General features: G+C 72.4%; 19 protein-coding genes. 7 read left to right on the top strand and 12 right to left on the bottom strand.

Annotation, left to right across the window (positions count from 1 at the left end):
- Positions 1-170 precede the first annotated feature (170 nt).
- Entirely contained in the window at positions 171-2,771 is a 2,601-nt protein-coding gene (locus tag Scani_RS10395; protein ID WP_159472718.1) for an MFS transporter, read from the bottom strand.
- Positions 2,768-3,319: a MarR family winged helix-turn-helix transcriptional regulator gene (locus tag Scani_RS10400; RefSeq protein WP_159472721.1), complete on the bottom strand. Its 552-nt coding sequence runs from the start codon at positions 3,317-3,319 to the stop codon at positions 2,768-2,770. The genes Scani_RS10395 and Scani_RS10400 overlap by 4 nt, the downstream gene beginning before the upstream one ends.
- A gap of 194 nt (positions 3,320-3,513) precedes the next feature.
- Between Scani_RS10400 and Scani_RS10405 the strand changes: the two genes are divergently transcribed.
- Positions 3,514-3,906, top strand: a complete 393-nt coding sequence (locus Scani_RS10405) for a TIGR03618 family F420-dependent PPOX class oxidoreductase (protein ID WP_159472724.1) — start codon at positions 3,514-3,516, stop codon at positions 3,904-3,906.
- Positions 3,907-3,951: 45 nt separating this feature from the next.
- Here the strand turns inward: Scani_RS10405 and Scani_RS10410 are convergent, their stop codons facing one another.
- The gene (locus tag Scani_RS10410; protein ID WP_159472727.1) at positions 3,952-5,310 is read right to left on the bottom strand and encodes an APC family permease; all 1,359 of its coding nucleotides are present in this window, start codon (positions 5,308-5,310) and stop codon (positions 3,952-3,954) included.
- Positions 5,311-5,360: 50 nt separating this feature from the next.
- Positions 5,361-6,260 (bottom strand): carbon-nitrogen hydrolase family protein, encoded by a 900-nt coding sequence (locus tag Scani_RS10415; protein ID WP_159472730.1) that lies wholly within the window; start codon positions 6,258-6,260, stop codon positions 5,361-5,363.
- A gap of 140 nt (positions 6,261-6,400) precedes the next feature.
- Here Scani_RS10415 and Scani_RS10420 point away from each other — a divergent pair, with 140 nt between their 5' ends.
- The gene (locus tag Scani_RS10420) at positions 6,401-7,174 is read left to right on the top strand and encodes a FadR/GntR family transcriptional regulator (protein ID WP_159472733.1); all 774 of its coding nucleotides are present in this window, start codon (positions 6,401-6,403) and stop codon (positions 7,172-7,174) included.
- Between the two features lie 77 nt (positions 7,175-7,251).
- Positions 7,252-8,241, top strand: a complete 990-nt coding sequence (locus Scani_RS10425; RefSeq protein ID WP_159472736.1) for a D-cysteine desulfhydrase family protein — start codon at positions 7,252-7,254, stop codon at positions 8,239-8,241.
- 112 nt (positions 8,242-8,353) lie between these two features.
- Here Scani_RS10425 and Scani_RS10430 read toward each other — a convergent pair whose 3' ends face one another.
- From Scani_RS10430 to Scani_RS10465, 8 genes are all read right to left on the bottom strand, one after another.
- Positions 8,354-8,965 carry a TetR/AcrR family transcriptional regulator gene (locus Scani_RS10430; protein ID WP_159472738.1) on the bottom strand — a complete coding sequence of 204 codons (612 nt, stop codon included), beginning with the start codon at positions 8,963-8,965 and terminating at the stop codon, positions 8,354-8,356.
- A 104-nt stretch (positions 8,966-9,069) separates the two neighbouring features.
- On the bottom strand, positions 9,070-9,936 hold the full coding sequence (locus Scani_RS10435; RefSeq protein ID WP_159472741.1) for a 3-hydroxybutyryl-CoA dehydrogenase: 867 nt from the start codon (positions 9,934-9,936) through the stop codon (positions 9,070-9,072).
- Positions 9,937-10,063: 127 nt separating this feature from the next.
- Positions 10,064-11,236 carry an acyl-CoA dehydrogenase family protein gene (locus Scani_RS10440; RefSeq protein WP_159472744.1) on the bottom strand — a complete coding sequence of 391 codons (1,173 nt, stop codon included), beginning with the start codon at positions 11,234-11,236 and terminating at the stop codon, positions 10,064-10,066.
- Positions 11,237-11,284: 48 nt separating this feature from the next.
- Positions 11,285-12,457 (bottom strand): acyl-CoA dehydrogenase family protein, encoded by a 1,173-nt coding sequence (locus Scani_RS10445; protein ID WP_159472747.1) that lies wholly within the window; start codon positions 12,455-12,457, stop codon positions 11,285-11,287.
- A 29-nt stretch (positions 12,458-12,486) separates the two neighbouring features.
- Positions 12,487-14,574, bottom strand: a complete 2,088-nt coding sequence (locus Scani_RS10450) for an acetate--CoA ligase family protein (protein ID WP_159472750.1) — start codon at positions 14,572-14,574, stop codon at positions 12,487-12,489.
- Positions 14,575-14,576: 2 nt separating this feature from the next.
- Positions 14,577-14,768 (bottom strand): ferredoxin, encoded by a 192-nt coding sequence (locus Scani_RS10455; RefSeq protein WP_159472753.1) that lies wholly within the window; start codon positions 14,766-14,768, stop codon positions 14,577-14,579.
- Positions 14,769-14,781: 13 nt separating this feature from the next.
- Positions 14,782-16,059: an NADH-ubiquinone oxidoreductase-F iron-sulfur binding region domain-containing protein gene (locus tag Scani_RS10460; RefSeq protein WP_159472756.1), complete on the bottom strand. Its 1,278-nt coding sequence runs from the start codon at positions 16,057-16,059 to the stop codon at positions 14,782-14,784.
- A complete protein-coding gene (locus tag Scani_RS10465) occupies positions 16,056-16,466 on the bottom strand; it encodes a hypothetical protein (RefSeq protein ID WP_159472759.1) in 411 nt (136 codons plus the stop codon). Before Scani_RS10465 ends, Scani_RS10460 begins: the two co-directional genes overlap by 4 nt.
- Before the next feature lie 345 nt (positions 16,467-16,811).
- Here Scani_RS10465 and Scani_RS10470 point away from each other — a divergent pair, with 345 nt between their 5' ends.
- From Scani_RS10470 to Scani_RS10485, 4 genes are all read left to right on the top strand, one after another.
- Positions 16,812-17,996: an aromatic ring-hydroxylating oxygenase subunit alpha gene (locus Scani_RS10470; protein WP_159472762.1), complete on the top strand. Its 1,185-nt coding sequence runs from the start codon at positions 16,812-16,814 to the stop codon at positions 17,994-17,996.
- A 172-nt stretch (positions 17,997-18,168) separates the two neighbouring features.
- The gene (locus Scani_RS10475) at positions 18,169-19,278 is read left to right on the top strand and encodes an extracellular solute-binding protein (protein ID WP_246295683.1); all 1,110 of its coding nucleotides are present in this window, start codon (positions 18,169-18,171) and stop codon (positions 19,276-19,278) included.
- 1 nt (position 19,279) lies between these two features.
- Positions 19,280-20,182, top strand: coding sequence for an ABC transporter permease (locus tag Scani_RS10480; RefSeq protein ID WP_159472768.1), 903 nt, complete (start codon positions 19,280-19,282; stop codon positions 20,180-20,182).
- Positions 20,179-21,024, top strand: a complete 846-nt coding sequence (locus Scani_RS10485; protein ID WP_159472771.1) for an ABC transporter permease — start codon at positions 20,179-20,181, stop codon at positions 21,022-21,024. The genes Scani_RS10480 and Scani_RS10485 overlap by 4 nt, the downstream gene beginning before the upstream one ends.
- Positions 21,025-21,029: the final 5 nt, after the last annotated feature.

The following is a 21,029-nucleotide window of genomic DNA, read 5'->3' on the forward strand; positions in this document are numbered from 1 at the left end:
AGACGGGGGCTGCAGCGCCAAACCCGTCAGGTGCGCCCGTGCCGGTGGGCCGCGGCGCCGGGGGACGCGACGGCGCCCCCTGAGCACGCGCCGCGGCGCCGGACCGGTCACCGGCGAGGGACCCGGCGCTCCACCCGCACCGGGCCCCTCCCCTGCGTCGCTGTCGACCGTCAGTGAGCCGTGTCGTGGCTCAGCTCGATGTCGAACGCGCTGTTCCCGTCGGCCCCGAGGTGCAGTGGGGCGGCGACCGGCGGGTAGCCGGCGGCGATCAGGGTGTACTCGCCGCTGTCGAGGTCGGTGAAGACGTACTCACCGTCCTGGCCGCTGGTGGCGGTGGCCACCACGTTGCCCGCGGGATCCAGCAGGGTCACCCGGGCGTCGTCCACCGGGCCGCCGCGGACCGTACGGACGGTGCCGCGGACCTGGGCGCCGAGCGTCAGCCGGACCTCGTACCAGTTGCGGCTGCCGGAGCCGACCTCCACCTGGAGGGCGGACGGGCGGTGGTGCTCGGCGCTGACCGCCAGGGTGTAGCTGCCCGGGGTCAGCTCACCGAACGCGAAGCCGCCGTCCTGGCCGGCCACGCCCGAGGCCACGACCTCGCCGCGGACGTCGGTGGCCACGACGAGGGCGCCGGGCACCGGGTCGTCGCCCTTCTCCTCGCGGACCTCGCCCGAGAGACCGGCCGCGCCGCTGAGGGTCAGGTCGAACGACACGGGCTCGCCGCCCACCACCACGGTCACGGCCTGCGGCCGGCGGGCCCCCGCCGAGCCGATCAGTACGTACGTGCCGGCGCCCGTCGTGGGCAGGGCATAGCCGCCGTCGTCCGCGGTCGACGTACGGCCGAGCTGCCGGCCGCCGACGCTGATCAGGGTGACCGCGGCCTGCGCCACCGGCCTCCCGTCGCCGTCCCGCACGGTTCCCCGGATCACCGGGCCGGTGGCGCCGGCCGCGGCGCCCGAGGGGGCCGCGGCGAGGACCGGTACGGCGTCGGCGGCCGGCGCATCGGCCGGCTCGGCCGGCGCCTGTGCGCCCGCGCCGTCGGCATCGACGGTCACGCCTTCGGCGCCCCCCACCGCTCCCGCGGCGGACTCCGCCTCGGCCTGGGCCCGTGCCTGCAGACCGGAGATCTGCCGCAGCGGCACCTCCTTGATGAACCACATCAGCACGAAGGCCAGGGCGACGACGATCGCGCCCATGAGGAACACGGTGTGCATCGAGTCGGCGAAGCCGCGCTTGAACGGCTCGGCCAGCCGCGGGTCCAGGTGCTGGATGAACGACGAATCGCTGAGCACGCCCGAGGAGTTGCCGTTGCCGGGGTGCTTGAGCATGTCCAGCACGGGCTTGTTGGCGGGGTCGTGCAGCACCGCGGGATCGCGCAGTGCGGCCTGGAAGCGCTCGGTGGAGGCGGCGTCCTTGAACGCCGAGGAGATCTTGTCACCGACCGTGCTGAACAGCACCGACAGGAAGATCGCGGTACCCGCCGTGGCGCCCATCTGCCGGAAGAACGTGGACGAGGCGGTCGCCACGCCCATGTCCCGCGGCGGCACCGCGTTCTGCACGGCCAGCACCAGGGTCTGCATGCATCCGCCCAGGCCCAGGCCGAAGACCAGCATGTACACCATGGTCTCCCACAGCGGGGTGTCCCACTGGACCCGGAAGTGGAAGAGGAGCATCGCCGCGATCATCAGCGCGGTGCCGATGATCGGGAAGATCTTGTAGCGGCCGGTCTTCGAGGTGATCTGGCCCGAGGCAATGGAGGCGATGAACATGCCCGCCATCAGCGGCAGCATTTCCAGGCCCGACTTGGTGGGGCTGGCGCCCTTCACGAGCTGGAGGTACTGCGGGATCATCAGCATCCCGCCGAACATGCCCATACCGATCAGCACGGACAGCAGGCTGGTCTTGCTGAAGGTGCCGTTGCGGAACAGCCGCATCGGAATCAGCGCGTCGTCGCCGATCCACCGCTCGACGAAGATCCAGGCGATGATGCCGACCACGCCGATGACATAACAGGCGATCGACCGGGACGAGTCCCAGCCCCACTCCCGGCCCTGCTCCGCGACGAGCAGCAGCGGAACGACACCGACGGAGATGGTGAGCGCGCCCCACCAGTCGATGCGGTGATCGCGCCTGGTGTGCGGGATGTTGAGCACCTTCGCGACCACGAACAGCGCGATGATGCCGATCGGCACGTTGACCAGGAAGACCCAGCGCCAGCCGGTGATGCCCAGCAGCTGGTCCTGCCCGGCGAGGGCCCCGCCGATCAGCGGTCCGGCGACGCTGGAGGTGGCGAAGGTGCCCAGCATGTAGCCCTGGTAGCGGGCGCGTTCCCGGGGCGGGACGATGTCACCGATGATCGCCAGTGCCAGCGACATCAGACCGCCGGCGCCCAGGCCCTGCACCGCCCGGAAGGCGGCGAGTTCGGTCATCGAGGTGGAGAACGTGCACAGCACCGAACCCGCGACGAAGATGCTGATCGCGGCCAGGTAGTACGGCTTGCGGCCGTGCAGGTCGGACAGCTTGCCGTACAGCGGTGTGGCGATCGTCGAGGTGATCAGGTAGGCGGTGGTCGCCCAGGCCTGCTCGCTGAGGCCGTGCAGATCGTCGGCGATGGTGCGGATGGAGGTGCTGACGATGGTCTGGTCGAGCGCGGCCAGGAACATCCCCAGCATCAAGCCGCTGAGGATGGTGAGGATCTGACGATGGCTCAGGATTCCGGGTTCGGGTATCGCCTCGGCTCCCGCGGCGGGCGGGGAGGTGGCTGTGCTCATGTACGTATGTCTCCCTGCTCCACGGCCCCGCCCTGGTCTCCCCCGGGGCCCAGCCGTGTGTGTTGTCGTTCTGCCATGTCCTCGTTGAGACGGCCCAGCAGCCGGATGAGGTCGGCCCGGTCGTCGGGCGACCACGGTTCGAGGAGCGCGGCCAGTTCGGCATCGCGCTGACGGCGGTAGTGCGCGAACGCCGCGCGTCCCGCGTCGGTCGCCGCCAGCAACGACCCCCGGCGGTCCTCCGGGTCGGGGCGCCGGGTCACCAGCCCGCGCTCGACCAGCGAGCGCACCTGACGGCTGACGGTCGACAGATCGAGGAACGCGTCGACGGCCAGATCGGTCGCCCGCTGGTCCCCGCCCACCACCAGCCGGGCCAGCAGCACCCGGTCGGCGGCGCCACCGTCGGTCTTGGCGCGCTGTTTCCACGCCGCGATCAGCCGGGAGAAGCGGACGATCTCCGTCCCCAGCCCGGCGGCCGCCTCGTCCAGCCCCGACGAGGCGGTGATCTGCCCAGCAGCCCGGTCGCAGGCATGGACCGTGCCCTTGCTCATCGTCGTGATCCTTCGCGGTGAAGTTGTCCGCTGATTACCTTGCTTGTATCCAGCAAGCATAGCGGCTGGAACCGACTGCTCGGCACCACCCAACACCGGGTCACGGGAGAGGGGATGGGGGGTGAGAAGCTGCACCCGGCGGCACCGGCAGACCGGAGAGACCGCCGCACCCTCCGACCGGCCAGGAGACCCTTGTGCCCCTTCCCCCTGAACTTCTCGCGCTGCTGCGCCGGCCGAGCACCTGCTTTCTGGCCACCTCGATGCCCGACGGGTCCCCTCAGCTGACCCAGACCTGGGTCGACACCGACGGCACCCACGTACTGATCAACAGCGTCCGGAGCCACGTGAAGACCCGGAACATCGCGCGCGACCCCCGCGTGGCCGTCGCCGTCAGCGACCCGGACCGCCCCTCGCGCTACTTCCAGGTGCGCGGCCGGGTCGTCGGGACCACGACCGAGGGCGCGGTCGAGCACATCGAGCAGCTCGCCCAGAAGTACCTCGGCAGGCCCTACCCCTGGTACGGGGGCCGCGACGAGGAGCGCGTGCTCTTCGTCATCGCGCCGGAGAGCATCACCGGCACGGGTTAGGGCGCCCCGTCCGGATCGCCCCGGTCCACGGCGTCGCGGTGCGCTTCAGGTGACGGCGGCGGTACGGGAGTCCTCGGTGAGGTCCATCTTCGGCGGGGGCCTGCGGAAGCCCTTCGTGAGAGCGGCGAGGTAGCCGACGCCCACCGCGAGCCACACCAGGCCCAGGAGCTGTGCCTTGGAGTCGAGATGGGCCAGCAGCCAGATGTCGACGCCCACGCCGATCACCGGGGCGATCACATAGGACAGGACGCGGGGGCGCTCTCCCGCCCTGCGACGGCGCAGGTAGGTGGCGAGGACGCTGAGGTTGACGAAGGTGAAGGCGGTGAAGGCGCCGAAGTTGATGAAGGACGTGGAGGTGGTCACGTTCATGCACAGGGCGATGAGGCCGATGGCGCCGGTGAGCAGGATGTTGAAGACGGGGGTGCGCAGCCGGGGGTGGATCCAGCCGAAGGTCCTGCGCGGGAGGACCGAGTCGCGGCCCATGGCCAGCAGCAGCCGGGAGGTGCTCGCCTGGGCGGAGATGCCGGAGGCGAACTGGGCGACGACCAGTCCGGCGAGGAACACCGAGGCGAACACGTCCCCGCCGATGACCCGGGCGATCTCGAAGGCCGCGGAGTCGGCATCGGCGAAGACACTGCCCGGGTGGACCAGCTGCGTCGCGTACGCCACCGCGACGAAGATCCCGCCGCCGATGAGCGCGACGAGGAGGATGGCGCGGGGCATGGTCCGCTTCGGTTCGAGGGTCTCCTCGGTGAGTGTGGTGACCGCGTCGAAGCCGAGGAAGGAGTAGGCCGCGATGGCGGCGCCCGCCGAGATGCCGGCCAGGGTGGTGGCGTGGTTGGCGAAGGGCGCGGCGTCGGCGAGCGCGCCCGCTCCGCCGAGCTGGACCACATGCCGCAGGGACAGCAGCACGAAGAACGCGATCACCAGGAACTGGAAGACCATCAGCAGGTCGTTGACGCGTTCCGCGGTCCTGATGCCCCGGACGTTCAGCGCCGTGGTCAGCACGATGAAGCCGAGGATCCACACCCAGAACGGGACGCCGGGGAACTCCGCCTGCAGATAGGCGCCGCCGATGAGCCAGATGACCATGGGCAGGAAGAAGTAGTCGAGCAGCGTCGCCCAGCCGACGAGGAAGCCGACGCGGCCGTCGATGGCTTCCCTGACATAGGTGTACGCCGAGCCGGCGACCGGGTACGCGGCCGCCATCTTTCCGTAGCTGTGCGCGGTGAACAGCATGGCGCACAGGGCGAGGAGATACGCCGTGGGAACGGCACCCCCGGTGGTGTCGGCCACGACGCCGAAGGTCCCCAGGACGATCAGCGGGGTCATGTACGCGAGCCCGAACAGGACGACGGACTTGAGGGTGAGGGTGCGGGCGAGCGTGTGCTCGGAGGGGTCCATGGGTGGCTCCGGGAGATGTGCCGCGATACGGGGAGGGGCGGGTCGGGGTGTCAGCCGTCCGTGCCGGGAGGGAACGGGGAGGGGACGGCGGGCCGCCAGCGGCGCGGGTCGATGCGTCCGTCGTAGAGCGGGAGTTCCAGCGGAGCGTCGGCGTCGGTGAACTGGTCCCACATGCGGTTCAGACCGGCCGTGCCGAACTCTCGTACCCGGGTGACGTCGTCGAGGTCCAGCACATCGGTGAGGACGGCGGGCCCCTGGTCCGGGGCCTCGGTGCGCACCCGGCCCTCGGGGTCGACGACGAGGCTGCGGCCGGTGCCGGTGGGGCCCGCGGTGTTGACGCTGAGCACGAAGACCTGGTTGACGATGGCGTTGGCGCGGGCGAGCACCCGTTCCTGCGCCCGGTCGGCGGTGGTGGTCATGACGGGGTTGATGATCACCTCGGCGCCCATCCAGGCGAGGTGGCGGGCCACTTCGGGGAACCAGGCGTCGTAGCAGATCGAGAAGCCGACGCGGCCGGTGCCCGGCAGGTCGAGGACGACGAAGCGGTCGCCGGGGACGTAGGGCTCGTGCGGCCGCCAGGGGAAGATCTTGCGATAGGAGGCGGCCGGCCGGCCCTCGGGCGAGAAGGCCAGCGCCGTGTTGAACAGTTCGCCGCCCGGTCCCCGCTCGCAGACGCTGCCGGGTACGAGCCAGATGCCCAGGTCGCCGGCGAGCTCGGCGAGCTGCCGCGCACGGGGGCCGTCCAGCGGTTCGGCCGCCGCCCGCAACTGATCCTCGGACGCGTCGGCGGAGCCGGTCACCCCGCACAGATGCAGCTCGGGATAGACGACGAGCCGGGTCTGCGGGAAGCGGGCGATCAGCTCCCCGACCTCCTCGACGAAGCCGGACAGAGGTGCTGCGGCCGGGCGGGGCGGCGCCTGGACGAGAGCCACGGGCAGGGGTCGGGACACGGGCCTCACCTGCGTATCTACGGGCCGGGCGGTGCGTTGGACGACGGGCCGCCGGGCGGACATCACGACCCGCATGAAATTAGAGCAAGATGAGCTCTTATTCAAGAGATCTCATCATGAGATATTTGTTAGGGTGAGCCATGCCCGGACACCTTCCCGACACCACGGAGCCCGAGGCCGTGCGGGGCCTGAACGCCCCGCCACTGGGTGGCATTCAACGGCTCTCCGCCCTGGACACGGTGCGCGCCCGGATCGCCCTCGCCGTCGAGCTCGGCCTGCTGGCCCCCGGCGAGCGCCTCCCGCCGACCGACAAGATCGCCGCAGCGCTGGGCGTCGGGGACATCACCGTCCGCCGCGCGCTCGCCTCGCTGCACGCCGACGGTGTGCTGGAGCGCCGGCGCGGCCGGACCGGCGGGACCCTGGTCGCCGAACGGCCCGCGAAGGGGACCGTCACCGAGGCCGCGGCCTACCGCGCGGCGGCGGCCGAGGTCCACCGGCTGATCGACCACCGCCTCGTCCTGGAATGCGGGGTCGCCCATCTGGCGGCGCTGCACGCCGGCGAGCCCGCCCTCGACGCCCTCGACGGGCTCGTCGCGGAGATGGACTCCGCCGAGAGCTGGACCGAGTTCCGCCGCCACGACGAGCGCTTCCACCTGGCGGTCGCCGAGGCCACCGGCGTCGCCTTCGCCGCCGCGCCGTACGGCGCGGTGCTGCAGGACCTCTACCGCTACTACCTGCCGTATCCGCTCGACACCCTCCAGCGGTCCAACTGCGAACACCGCGCCCTGGTCGACGCCTTGCGCCGCGGCGATCCGGTGGAAGCGGCCGAGGTCGCCCGGCAGCACGTCGACCAGCTGCACCGGACCATGTTCGTGGGCCTGATGGACGACGCCGGGGCCGGGGCCGCCGGCTGAGCGGTCCCGGCACCGGCTGCGGCATGACACGCTGACCGGCGGACCGGCACCGCAGGGCAGACGGAAGGACCCGGACGATGAGCACGGACAGTGGCACACCCCGGCGGGCGGCGCTCGCGACCTGGCCGACCCCGCTGGACCCGGCGCCGCGGCTGGCCCGCGCGCTCGGCCTCGGGGCCGACGATCTGTGGATCAAGCGCGACGACCTCACCGGTCTCGGTGGCGGCGGGAACAAGGTCCGCAAGCTGGAGTGGATCTGCGGTGCGGCGCTGGCCGAGGGCGCCACGACGCTGGTGACGACCGGCGCCGCACAGAGCAACCACGCCCGGCTGACCGCCGCCGCCGGCGCGCGGCTCGGGCTCGATGTGGTGTTGGTGCTGGCCGGTGCGCCCGGCTCCTCGTCCTCCGGGAACCTCGTCCTCGACGGCCTCTTCGGGGCCACCGTCGTCTGGGCCGGGGAGGCAGGGGGCCGGCAGCTCGCGATCGCGGCGGAGGAGGTGGCGCAGCGGCTCCGGGAGCGGGGAGCCGTCCCGGCCCTGATTCCGCTGGGCGGCTCCAGCCCGCTCGGCGCGTACGGCTATGCCCAGTGCGGGCGTGAACTCCTCGGCCGGGCACCGGACCTGGACACCGTCGTCGTCGCCCTCGGGTCGGGCGGCACGATGGCCGGGCTGGTGGACGTGCTCGGCCCCGGCAAGGTGCTGGGCGTCGACTGCGGCGCGGTGCGCGACCCGGCGGGCACCGTCACCGGGCTGGTCACGGAACTCTCCGGGACCGTCCACGCCCCGGAGGCACTGCGCCTGCGGCATGACCAAGTCGGCGCCGGTTACAGCACGTTGACGGACGCGTCGATGGACGCACTGACCCTGGCGGGGCGGACCGAAGGCATCGCGCTCGACCCCGTCTACACCGGGCGCGCGCTGGCCGGCCTGCGGGCGGCGGTGCGGGACGGCAGCGTGGCTCCCGGACAGCGCACCGTCCTGCTGCACTCCGGCGGGCTGCCCGGCCTGTTCGGCCACGGTGCTGCCGTCGCCCGGTGCCAGGAGGCGCTCACGGTCCGCACGCCGTAGCGGCGCCGCGGCACCGCCGCGCTGCCCGGCGCCACGGCGACGCTCCGGTGCCGTCGCGCCGCCCCGCGGCGGTGCCGCGCACTCCCCCGCCGCGCGCCCGGCGGCCCGCTCCTCAGATCTCGGGGAAGGCGGCCGGAACGCCGAGCGTCCCCGCGACGGCACGCCAGATGGCCGCCTGGGCGGCGGGGAGGTCGATCCGGGGGTCGCCCAGCATCAGCCGGATGCCGAAGCCGTCGCTCAGGGCGAGCAGCAGCGTGCTGGTCGCCTCCACGTCGCAGTCGGCGAACTCGCCCGAGGCGATGCCCCGCCGGATGGCCTCGCCGATCCAGGTGTGCAACTGGTCGTACAGGTCGACGGCGAGATGCTGGGCGGTCTCGTCGCGCAGGGCCCGCACCCACAGTTCCTGCCACAGCCGCCAGTCCTGCCGCAGCTCGGGGTCCGTGGGCAGCATGTTGTGCAGGATGCGGGCCAGGACCACCGAGGCGGGCACCGCGTCGGCGTCGCGTTCGAGTTCCGTGCCGGTCTGGGCGAAGGAGTGGGTCATCGCCTCGGCGAAGAGCCGCTCACGGTTCTCGAAGTGGTAGTGGAGCAGGGCGGTGGACACGCCGGCGTGTTCCGCGACCATGCGCATCCGGATCTTCTCGAAGCCGACCTCGGCGATCACTTCGCACGCGGCGGACAGGATCCGTTCCCGCGTTTCGAGAGTGCGTTCAGCCTTGGCCACGTGAGTGCTCCCCGGGTCGGTGTCGGTGTCCTCGGCGGGCCCGACGGGCCCGTCCCGTCCATCTTCCCGCATCACCGCCCTCGGCCGTCCGTCGCATGGCGGGCTCATCGGTAGGGGTGGAAGCCCCGGCCCGACTTGCGGCCGAGCAGGCCCGCCTCCACCATCCGGGCCAGCAGCGGCGGGGGCGCGTAGCGCGGTTCACGGAACTCCTCGTAGAGCGATTCGGCGATCGCCCGGGTCGTGTCGAGGCCGATCAGATCGGCCAGCGCGAGCGGCCCCAGCGGGTGGGCGCACCCCAGCCGCATCCCGCGGTCGATGTCGCCCGCCGAGGCCGCGCCGGACTCGACCATCCGCACCGCGTCCAGCAGATAGGGGACGAGCAGGGCGTTGACGATGAAACCGGCACGGTCCGCGGCGTGCACGACCTCCTTGCCCAGTACGTCGGCGGCGAAGGCGCGTGTCCTGCGGGTGGTGTCGTCGCCGGTCAGCAGGGAGGGCACCAGCTCGACGAGCGGCAGCACCGGGACGGGGTTGAAGAAGTGCAGGCCGATGACCTGCTGGGGGCGTGCGGTGGCGGCGGCGAGGCGGATGACGGGCAGGGACGAGGTGTTGGTCGCCAGGATCGCGTCCGGGCGCCGGACCACCTCGTCGAGCCGGGTGAAGACGGCCAGCTTGGCGCTCTCGTCCTCGGCGACGGCCTCGACGACCAGATCGCGGTCGGCCAGCGCGGCCAGATCGGTGGTGACCGTGATCCTGGCGAGCGCGGAGTCCCGGTCCCGGCCGGAGAGTTTGCCGGCGGCCGTGGCACGTTCCAGGGAGCCGGTGATCCGGCGGAGCCCGGCGTCCGCGGCGGCCGGCCCGGTCTCGACGACGCACACCTCCCGGCCCGCCCGGGCGCACACCTCGGCGATGCCGGAGCCCATCAGGCCGCAGCCCACGACCCCGATTCTGTCGACTGCACTCTCGGACATCGCTCCTCCTCGACCGGTGTTCCGGGACGTTGCGCGGGCCCCGCCCGGCGGGTGGGTGGTGCCGGGCGGGATACAGCGGGGGCCGGTCCGGGTACCCCGGCCCGGTGGGCGGGGTACCCGGCCGGGGTCAGGAGGCGGTGGGCAGTTGCAGGACGCCGGTGCCCCGCTTGACCAGTTCGCCGGCGATGATCAGGCGCTGGATCTCGGAGGTGCCCTCCCAGATCCGGTCCACCCGCAGCTCCCGGTAGAGCCGCTCGACCGGGTACGAGCGGTCGTAGCCGCGGCCGCCGAAGATCTGCACACAGCGGTCGATGACCCGGCCCGCCGCCTCGCTCGCCGCGAGCTTGGCGATCGCCGCCTTGGCGTGCAGGGTCTTGCGGTCGACGGTGGCCTCGTCCACCTCCCAGGCGACCTGGTGCGCGTAGGCGCGGTTGACCGCGATGTCGACCGCGCAGTCCGCCAGCATCCCCTGCACCAACTGGAAGTCCGCGATCGGGGAGCCGAACTGCTTGCGTTCCACGGCCCAGTCCCGCGCCAGCCGCAGGGCCCGCTCGGCGGCGCCCGTGGTGCGGGCCGCGATCATCAGCCGTTCCTCGGTGAACCAGGACCGGGTGATGTCGTAGCCCTTGCCGACGCCCCCGAGAACGGCGTCCTCGGAGACGTGCACGTCGGTGAAGGTGAACTCGGGGTGCTCGTAGACGAAGGTGTGCATGAAGCGCGGCACCCGGGTCATCTCGATGCCGGGGGTGTCCTTGTCGACGAGGAAGAGCGTCGGCTCCCGGTCCGGGCCCGCCGCGGCGAGGACGATCATGAAGTCGGCGTGGTCCCCGACGGTCACGAACCACTTCTCGCCGTTCAGCGTCCAGCCGTCGGCCGTCCGCGTCGCGGTGGTCGCCAGGTTCTGCGGGTCGGAGCCGGCCCCGGGCTCGGTCACCGCGTAGCAGTCGCGGCGCTCGCCGCGGATGACGGGTTCGAGGTAGCGCTCGCGCTGGGCGGGGGTGCAGAAGCGCAGGGCGTTGGCGGGGCGCCAGACGGTGTCCCACAGCGCACCGGTGAGCTGCCCCAACTCCTCCTGTACGAGGGCCTGTTCCAGGATGGTCAGCCCGGCGCCGCCCCACTCGCGGGGCATGTTGACGGCCTGCAGGCCGGAGGCGAGGACGGCGTCACGGATGGCGGCGTGGTCCTCGGCCGTCAGGCCGTTGTTCTCCTCGCAGTCGGTTTCGTACGCGGTGAGGGTCTCGGTGAGCTCGCGCGCGGTGCGCTTGAGGTCCGCCTGGCGGGGGGTGAGACGGAAGTCCATGTCAGTCCTCGAAGTCGATGGGGTGCCGGGTCGGGTGGTGGCCGCGGGTCAGGGCAGGGGCAGGTCGAGGGCGCGGGTGCCGCGCTTGATGAGCTCGTTGGCGATGATCAGGCGCTGGATCTCGGAGGTGCCCTCCCAGATGCGGTCCACCCGCAGCTCGCGGTAGAGCCGCTCGACGGGGTAGGAGCGGTCGTAGCCACGGCCGCCGAAGATCTGCACACAGCGGTCGATGACCCGGCCCGCCGCCTCGCTCGCCGCGAGCTTGGCCGTCGAGGCCTTGGCGTGCAGCGCCTTGGGGTCGGCGCCCGGCTGGTCGGCCTCCCAGGCGACCTGGTGGGTGTAGGCGCGGTTGACCGCGATGTCGACCGCGCAGTCCGCCAGCATCCCCTGCACCAACTGGAAGTCCGCGATCGGCGACCCGAACTGCCGCCGCTCCACCGCCCAGTCCCGGGCGAGCTGGAGGGCCCGCTCGGCGGCGCCCGTCGTCCGGGCGGCGATCATCAGCCGTTCGTCGGTGAACCATTCCTTGGTCAGCTCGTAGCCGTTGCCGACACCGCCGAGGACGTCCTCGTCGGCCACGAAGACATCGGTGAAGGTGAACTCGGGGTGCCCGTTCACGGCGGAGTGCATGAACCGCGGCACTCGGGTCATCCGTACGCCCGGTGCCTGCTTGTCGACGAAGAAGAGGGTGGCGGCCCGCTCCGGACCCGCGTCGGCCTGCACCAGCAGGAAGTCGGCGATGTCCCCGCAGGTGACGAACCACTTCTCGCCGTTCAGCAGCCAGCCGCCCTCGGTGCGGGTGGCGGTGCTGGTGCCCGAGGAGGGGTCCGATCCCGCGCCGGGTTCGGTCACCGCGAAGGCGTCGAAGCGCTCGCCCCGGATGACCGGGAGGAGGTACTTCTCGCGCTGGGCCTCGGTGCCGTACGCCAGCACGTTGGCCGGCCGCCAGGGGATGTCCCACAGGCAGTTGGTGACCTTGCCGAACTCCTCCTCGACGATGACCTGGTCGAGCAGCGACAGGCCGGGGCCGCCCCACTTCTCGGGCATGTTGATGGCATAGACACCGGCGTCGATCGCGGCCCGGGTCAGTTCGCGGACGGTGTCGGACGGCAGCGGTCCGCCGGCCTCCTCGGCCTGGTCCTCGTACCGGAACAGCAGCTCGGTGTAGGCGGCGGCGCGGGCCTTCAGATCGGCCTGTCGGGCGGTGTAGCGGAAGTCCATGGGTGTCCTCCGGGACGGCGGGCGGGGCGTCAGGCCAGTACGGCGCGGGCATCGAGGGCGAGGGCGCCGTCCGGGCGGACGAGCAGCGGATTGACCTCGATCTCCGTGATCTCGGGGTGGGCGGCGGCGAGGGTGGTGAGGCGCTCGATCACGGCTGCCGCGGCAGCCAGGTCGACCGCGGGCCGGCCACGGACGCCCTGGAGGAGCGCGGCGGTCCGCAGCCCGGTCAGCAACTGTTCGGCGCGGGCCGCGGGAACGGGTGCCAGGGCGAAGGCGACGTCGTGCAGCGCCTCGGTGAGCACGCCGCCCAGGCCGACCATGGCGACCGGGCCGAACCGGGGGTCGCGGTTCACCCCCACGATCAGCTCGACGCCGTCGGTCAGGTCGGCCATCGCCTCGACCGAGTAGGAGGCCGCGCCGAGCCGGGCGTGCATCTCCCGGAAGGCGGTGACGAGCGCGGCCCGGTCCGGCAGGCTGAGGGCGACCCCGCCGGCGTCGGACTTGTGCAGGAGGTGGAGGGCCTTGAGGACGTAGGGGCCCTCGAACGCGTCTGCCGCGGCGAGCAGTTGGGCCTCATCGGTGATCTCACGGGCCTCGGGGAAGGGCACCCCGGCGGCGCTCAGCAGGGTGCGTACGCCGTGGTAGCCGGGGTCGCGCAGCGGGGCGGCGGCCGGTGGGAGCGGGCGGACGCCGGGCGGGCCGCTGGTTTCGGCCGCGGTCATGGCCGCCAGGGCGCGGGCCGCGTCCTCGGTGGCGGCGAACACCGGTATGCCCGCCTCGACCAGCGTCCGGCAGCTGGGGGCGTCCGGGAACATCGACTGCACCACCAGGGGCTTGGCGGTCCTCGCCGCATGGACGGCCATCTCGTGTGCGGTCTCCAGCTCGCCCGCCGCGAGCGCGATCCCGCCGCCCGCGGTACCGCTCTCGGCCGCCGGCCCGCCCAGGCCGCCGGTCGCCGCGGAGTAGCCGCCGAAGTACCCGGTCAGGACGACCGAGTCGACCTCGTCCAGGGCGAGCAGGGCGGAGACGGTGTCGCCGTAGGAGTGCGGGTTCTGCTCCCCCATCCCGGCGAGGTCGACGGGGTTGCCCACCGCGGACTGTTCCCACAGCAGCGTCCTGAGCTGTTGCTGGGCGGCGGACCCGAGTTCGGGCACGGCCAGCCCGGCGGCCTCGGCGGCGTCGGCGGCGATGGCGCCGTGGCCGCCGCCGTCCGTGCAGACCGCGGTGCGGTGGCCGGTGGCGCGCCGGCCCCCGTGCAGCGCGGCGAGGACGACGGTCATCTCATGGGGGGTGGCGACCAGTTCGACACCCGCGTCGCGGCAGGCGGCGGCCACGACATCGGCGGAGGTGGTCAGGGCGCCGGTGTGCGACTGCGCGCTGCGCGCGGAGGCGGCGCCCCGCCCGGCGGTGAGCAGGACCACCGGTTTGCCCGCGGCGGCGGCCGCCTCGGCGAAGGCCCGGCCGTCGCCGAAGTCCTCCGCGTAGACGGCGATGGCCCGGGTGGCGTCGTGCCGGGCGGCGTCCTCGACGAGGTCGACGAGGGTGACATCGGCCTGGTTGCCCAGCGAGACGAAGCGGGAGAAGCCCAACCCGTGGGGCGCGCAGCGGAGTTGGAGTTCGAGCGCGAGGTTGCCGCTCTGGCTCAGCAGGGCGATGCCGCCGGGCGCGAAGCGGTCCGAGGCGAGGTAGAGCTCGGTGGTGTTGTCGGTGATGCCGAGGCAGTTCGGGCCGACGAGGACGGCGCCGGCGGCGCGTACCCGGTCGGCGATCGCCTGTTGCCGGGCGAGCCCGACGGGGCCGGTCTCGGCGAATCCGGCGGTGATGCCGACGATGGCGCGGGCGCCGCAGGCCAGCGCATCATCGACGGCGGCCTCGAAGCCGGGGCCCGGTACGGAGATCACCACGAGTTCGACCGGTTCGCCGATCCGGGCGAGCGAGGTGGCCGTGGTGCGCCCGAGGACCGTACCGCCGCGGCGGTTCACCAGGTGGACCGGGCGGCGGTCGGGCGCCCGCAGGGCCTGGGCGGCGACCGCGTGGCCGTACTTCGCCGGGTCGTCACTGGCACCGACCACCGCGACCGACTTCGGGTCGAACAGGGCCGACAGATCACGTCCCATGGTCACCTCTCCAGTCGGAGCGCGGAGTTGGGGCAGGCCTCGGCGGCGGCGCGGGCGGCGTCCTCGGGGGCGCCCGGTGCGGGGTCGGCGACGACGGCGGCGTAGCCCCATTCGTCGAGGTCGATGAGGTCCGGTGCGGGTTCCTGGCACAGGCCGTAGCCCTGGCAGCGGGTGGCGTCGAGACGGAGTTTCACGGCGGTCGTCCTTTCAGCGGGGAGAGGCGGCGGAGCGGGGGCGGGGCACGGTGCGGCGGGCGACGTACGGGACGGGCACGGTGAGCCGGCCGGAGTCGGCGGGCGCGGCGCAGCCCGGGCAGGGGGCGTCGAGGTGGGCGCGGACCAGGTGGGGGAAGGCGCGCAGGAGGCTGCCGGCCGTGCCCGCCGCGGCGTCGAGCAGACCGCAGGCGCCGCGGCCGGGCAGTGAGGTGGACCAGCGCTGCAGCCGGGTGAGGAGGCCCGGGTCGGCGGTGCCGTTCGTCAGGGCGCCGACGGCGTCGCGGATGGACCCGGTGCCCGCGACGCAGATGCCGCACTGCCGCGTGCTCTCGGCGGCGAGATGGGCGAGGGCGGCGGAGACGAGGGAGACCGGGCACTCGTCGGGGGCGAGGAAGCGGATCGCCCCGCAGCCCAGTGCCGTGCCCGCCGCCGCGAGCGTGTCGGGGTCCAGCGCGAGGTCGAGCCGGTCGGGGCCGATCAGCCCGCCGAAGAGGCCGCCCATGAGGGCGCCGGCCGGTTCGGGGGTGCCCTGGGCCCGTGCCAGGGTCCGCAGGGTGCCGCCGTAGGGCACCTCGGCGAGCAGGGGTTCGGCGCCGCCGCCGGCGAGCGTCACCAGGGTGGCGCGGGCCGTGAGGCGCCGGCGGTCCGGCTGTGCGGCGATGAGGGCGATCCGGGCCAGCGTCTCGACGTTGGCGACGAAGGTCGGGGCGCCGCCGACGCCCTGCTCGAAGGGGCGGGGCGGTTTGGCGGTGGGGAGGGCGGGGCCGCCGTTGATCCGGCGGACCACGGCGGTCTCCTCCCCCGCGACATAGGTGTGCGGGGTGTCGACGACATCGCACGGCAGCCGGGGGGTCCGCTCGGCGAGCGCCCGGCGGATCCGCTCGCCCGCCGCGGTGTCGGAGACGTAGACGTAGCCGCGTTCCGCACCGGTGATCTCCGCGGCCCGCGCCAGCCCGTCCAGGACCAGGTGCGGGCGGGCCCGCAGCAGCCAGCGGTCCTTGACGGAGCCGGGCTCCCCTTCCTCGCCGTTGGCCACGACGACGGGGCGGGGCCCGGCGTCACGGACGGCGCGGAGTTTCGCGGCGGTGGGGTAGCCGGCGCCGCCCCGTCCGCGCAGGCCGCCGTCGATCCGGTCGAGGAGTTCGTCCGCTCCGATGACCTCGCGGTAGCCGCCGGTGGCCGCATACGCCCCGGCGTCCTCGGTCACGCCCGGTGCCGCGCCGAGCGCGGAGGGGGTCCCCCGCGGTATCAGGGAGTCGATCCCGGTCATCCTCGGTCTCCGTCCGGTGGGGTGGTGCGCAGGGTGCGCACCACGTGTTCCAGGGCGCTGCGGTCCGCGGCCGTCCGGTCGTACCCCGGTCCGGGGAGGCCGATCAGCATGCGGTGGTGGTCGAGCACGACCTCGGCCGCGCGGAGTGCGGCCCGGCGGTCGCCGGGGCCCTCCCGGCCGGCGACCGCGGTCACCAGGCCGGTCACCTCGGCGAGGTAGCGGAGCCAGCCGCGCTGGGTGCCGTGCAGGATCAGGCGCTCGACGCGGCGCCGTTCGGCCTCGGCCGCCTCCGCGGGGGCGGCCGCCGTCCGTCGGGCGGCGGTGCGCAGGGCCGCGACGGTGGCGGGCAGCTCCCGTTCGGGTTCGGGGGTGAGCCCGAGCCAGATCAGGTTCCGACGACCGCTCATGCGTGCCTCCGGGGAGAGGGGTGGGGTGCCGGTTCGGGCCGGGGCGGCCGGGTGGGGCGCTGCCGTGGCCAGGTGCCGGGGTGAGGTGCCGTTTGCGGGGGTTCCGGCCTGCGGATCGGGGCGCGGCGCGCCCGCTCGCTTCCGGGATCCGTGCGGCGGAGCGCCGGAGCAGCGATGCCACTAAGCTAACTAATCAATTAGTCAGGACACAAGTCTTGACTTCGTTGAAACCCGCCAGCAATCTGACTGACCAATTAGTCAGCACGGATCCGGTGCTCAGGGACTTTCCACCGCGCCCTGCCGCCACGGCCCCGGGCACCCGTGCGGCATGGAGGAGTGACCCCGATGCACCCCGAAGCCACCACAGCACCGACGCAGCAGGACGTCCCCGCCACCACAGCACCGACGGAGCAGGACGTCCCCGCGCCGGCACTGTCCGCCCGCTACTACACCGACCCGGCCACGGCCGCCGCCGAGACGCGGCACATCTTCGCCAAGTCCTGGCAGCTCGTGTGCCATGAGTCCGACCTCCCCGGCCCCGGCGCCCGGCTCACCGCCACCGTCGCCGACCGCGAGGTCCTGGTCGTCCGCACCGAGGACGGCACCCTGGCCGGACACCTCAATGTGTGCCGGCACCGCGGCACCCGGCTGGTCTCCGCCCCCGAGGCGTCCGGCAAGGCCATCCGCTGCCCGTATCACGGCTGGACGTACAAGCTCGACGGACGGCTGGTCGGCGCGCCCGAAGCACGGCAGATCCCCTGCCTGGACAAACCCGCCCTCGGCCTCTTCCCGGTCCGGGTCGAGTCGTTCCTGGGATTCGTCTTCGCCAACCTCGACCCCGATGCCGTTCCGCTGTCGGAACAGTGCGCCGGACTGGCGGAGGCCGTCGGCCACTACGCGGGGACCGATCTGGTGCCCGTCGGACGCAGCCGCATCCACGATCTGGCCGGCGCGGAAGTACAGGAGGCCAACTGGAAGGTCGCCGTCGACAACTACCTGGAGGGCTATCACGTCCCGGTCGCCCACCCCGGACTGATGCGCCTGCTCGACTACCAGGGCTACACCAGCGAGATCGACGAGTCCTACGTCCTCTTCGCCTCGCCGCTGCGCGACAAGCCGTCCTCGAACTGGGCCGAGCGGCTCTACCAGCGCCTCGCCTCCCCCATGCCGGGGCTGACCGAGGCCGACCGGCGGATCTGGCGCTACGCGGTGATCTACCCCAACACACTCATCGACTTCTACCCCGACCATGTGCTTGCCTGGACCGCCATACCGACGGCGGTCGACCGGGTCGCCGTCCCCGGCGCTTTCTACACGCGCCGCGGGACGAGCGCACGGACCCGGCTCGCGCGCCGGCTCAACATCCACATCGGCTGGATCACCAATGACGAAGACGCCGAATTGGTGTCCCGGGTGCAGAAGGGCCTCGGCACCCCGGGCTTCGAGCCGGGCCCCCTGTCCCGCCGCGAAGCCGCGGTCGGCTGGTTCGCCGACCGGGTACGCACCGACCTCGGTGGCGCGATGCGCTGACCCCCACCGGTGAGACAGCGCCACGAGCCGTCCCCCTCGGCGCGCGACGCCCCGCGCCACGGCCGACAGGTCCCGCACGGAGGACAGGGCTTCCGTGCATCCAAGACCGCTCCCTGAAGCAGCGCTCATCCCCTACGGAGAGGACCTCATGTCCCCCGAGGAACCCCCACCTGTGTCCCGGCGCACGTTCCTGCGCTCGGGCGTCGCCGCGGCCCTCGGCGTCGGCCTGGCCGGATGCGGCTTTCTGCCCGACGACCGCAACGCGTTCGGCGACCCGGACCAGCCGATCGACGTCAAGGCGGACGGCGACCTGGTGTATTTCAACTGGGCGGACTTCGTCGCCCCGGCCGTCTTCGACGGATTCGAGAAGGAGTACGGCGTCAAGGTCATCCAGTCGAACTTCGACTCGATGGAGGGCATGGCCGCCAAGCTCAACGCCGGGAACCGCTACGACATCATCTTTCCCACCGCGAAATGGGCGCAGCGGCTGGCCGACGGACGCCGGCTGCGCCGTATCGACCACTCCCGGCTGCCCCACGCCGACGCGGTGTTCGGCCGGTACCGCTACTTCGCCGACCCCTGGTACGACCGCCACTCCGCGCACACCGTCCCGTTCACCATGTACAAGACCGGCATCGGCTGGCGGAAGGACCGGATAGGCGACGACCTGACCGGCTCCTGGGGCGACCTGTGGAACGCCCGGGCCAAGGGACAGGTCTTCGTCCTCGACGACCGCGACGAGGTCCTCGGCATGGCCGCGCTCAAGCTCGGCCTGGACCTCGACACCTCCGACCCGCACGACCTCGCCCGTATCACCGCCACGCTGCAGAGCCTCCGCCCCCGGCTGCGCGGCTTCTCCAGCGACAGTTACAACAACCTGCTCAACGGCAACGCCGTGATGACCCAGGCCTGGAGCGGCGACATGGCCGCCATGCTCGGACAGGCCAAGGACCCTTCCGTGCTCGGCTTCGAAGTCGCCCGGGAGGGGGCGCCGATCAACTCGGACTGCTACGCGATCCCCGCCAACGCCCGCCATCCCGGTACGGCGATGCTCTTCATCGACTACATGCTCAGACCCGAGAACGTGCGGAAGAACATCGAGTACATCGGCTACCCCATGCCGGTCGGCGGCAGCGAGGACGTCTACGCCGCGATCGTGAAGCCGTTCCCGCAGTGCCTGGTCGCCCCCGACGACCTCAAGGCCGACCGCTTCTTCCGCAATGCGTCCTCGAAGGGCGAGCAGGCCCGCGATACCGCCTGGACCCACGTGAAAGCCGGCTGACATGGCACAACGCACCCCCTCCGGAGCAGTCCCAGGCCACCGCGGTCGCTCCGCGTCCGGCACCCGGCTGTGGACCTGGCTGATGCTCCCCGGCACCCTGTGGATGACCGGGTTCCTCATCGCCTCCCTGATCCTCGTGGCCACCCTGGCCCTGGGCACCACCGACCCCCTCGGCAACCCGCGGTTCGGGTTCAACTTCGACAACATCGCGGCGATGGCCGACCCGGCCTACCGCATCGTGCTGCTGCGCTCGCTGGGCTTCGCGCTGATCGCCTGCGTCGTCTGCCTGATCGTGGCCTATCCGGTCGCCTACACCATCGCCCTGCACGGCGGGCGGTTCAAGAACCTGCTGATCGCCGCGATCGTCGTCCCGTTCTTCGCCAACTACCTGGTGCGGATGTACGGCTGGTCGGTGGTGCTGTCCGACGGCGGCCCGGTGCTCAAGGCGCTGCGTGCGGTCGGCCTCGCCGATGCGCACACCAAGATCCTGCAGAGCGGGGTCGGCGTCATCGCCGGGCTCGTCTACGGCTTCATCGTCTTCATGATCATCCCGCTGTTCGCCGCACTGGAGCGGATGGACCTCTCGCTGATCGAGGCGGGACGCGACCTGTACGGAGGGCCGTTGCGGACCTTCTTCTTCGTCACCCTCCCGGCGACCCGGCAGGGCGCCGCCGCGGGCGCCGTCCTGGTCTTCCTGCCCGCCATAGGCGACTTCGTGAGCGCCCAGCTGATGGGCGGGCCCGACCAGATCATGATCGGCAACCTGATCCAGGACAAGTTCTTCCAGGGCCAGAACTGGCCGCTCGGCTCCGCCCTCACCATGCTGATGATGGCGGTGCTCTTCATCGGGATGCTCGGCTATCTGCGGCGCACCCGCAAGGACGAGGCGGAGGCCGCCCGATGACGCTCCGCACCCCGCACCGCCGGCACCGCCGCGGCACCGACCGCAGGCCCCGGGTCGCCCTCACCGTCACCACCCTCTTCTTCCTCCTCCTCTACCTCCCCATCGCGGTGGTCGTCCTCTTCTCCTTCAACGGCCAGAAGTCGCTCACCGTCTTCAAGGGCTTCAGCCTCCGCTGGTACACCGCCTTCTTCCACGACAACGTGCTGATCGAGTCGCTCGGCATGAGCCTGCGGGTCTCGCTGGTGGCCATGGCGGGGTCGGTGATCCTGGGCGTGGCACTGGCGTTGGGGCTGGTGCGCTGCCGTACCCGGCTCGGCTCGCTGGCCGGTCTGATCATGCTGGTCCCGCTGATCACCCCGGAGATCGTCACCGGGGTCGCCGCGATGCTGCTCTTCAAGGGCATGGACATCACGCTCTCCTCCGGCACCGTGATGCTCGCCGAGATCACCTTCTCCATCTCCTATGTGACGGTGATCCTGCGCTCGCGGATCGCCGCCCTCAACCCGGAGGTCGAGGAGGCCGCGATGGACCTCGGGGCCACCCGCTGGCAGGCGCTGCGGCTGGTCACCCTGCCGGCGCTGCTGCCCAGCATCCTGGCCTCCGCGGTGCTCGTCTTCGCCCTGGTCTTCGACGACTTCGTGCTGGCCTACTTCACCACCGGTGTGGACCCGCAGCCGCTGTCCGTCCGTATCTACTCGGCGATCCGGTTCGGCGTACAGCCCACCATCAACGCGGTCGGCACGCTGATGCTCATCGGCTCCATCGGCCTCATCGGGCTCGCCCTGGCCATCCCGCGTCTGTTCGGCCGCCGCGGTGGCCTCGATCTGCTCTCCGGGAAGTGACACCC

This window comes from Streptomyces caniferus (assembly GCF_009811555.1).
GTDB lineage: Bacteria > Actinomycetota > Actinomycetes > Streptomycetales > Streptomycetaceae > Streptomyces > Streptomyces caniferus.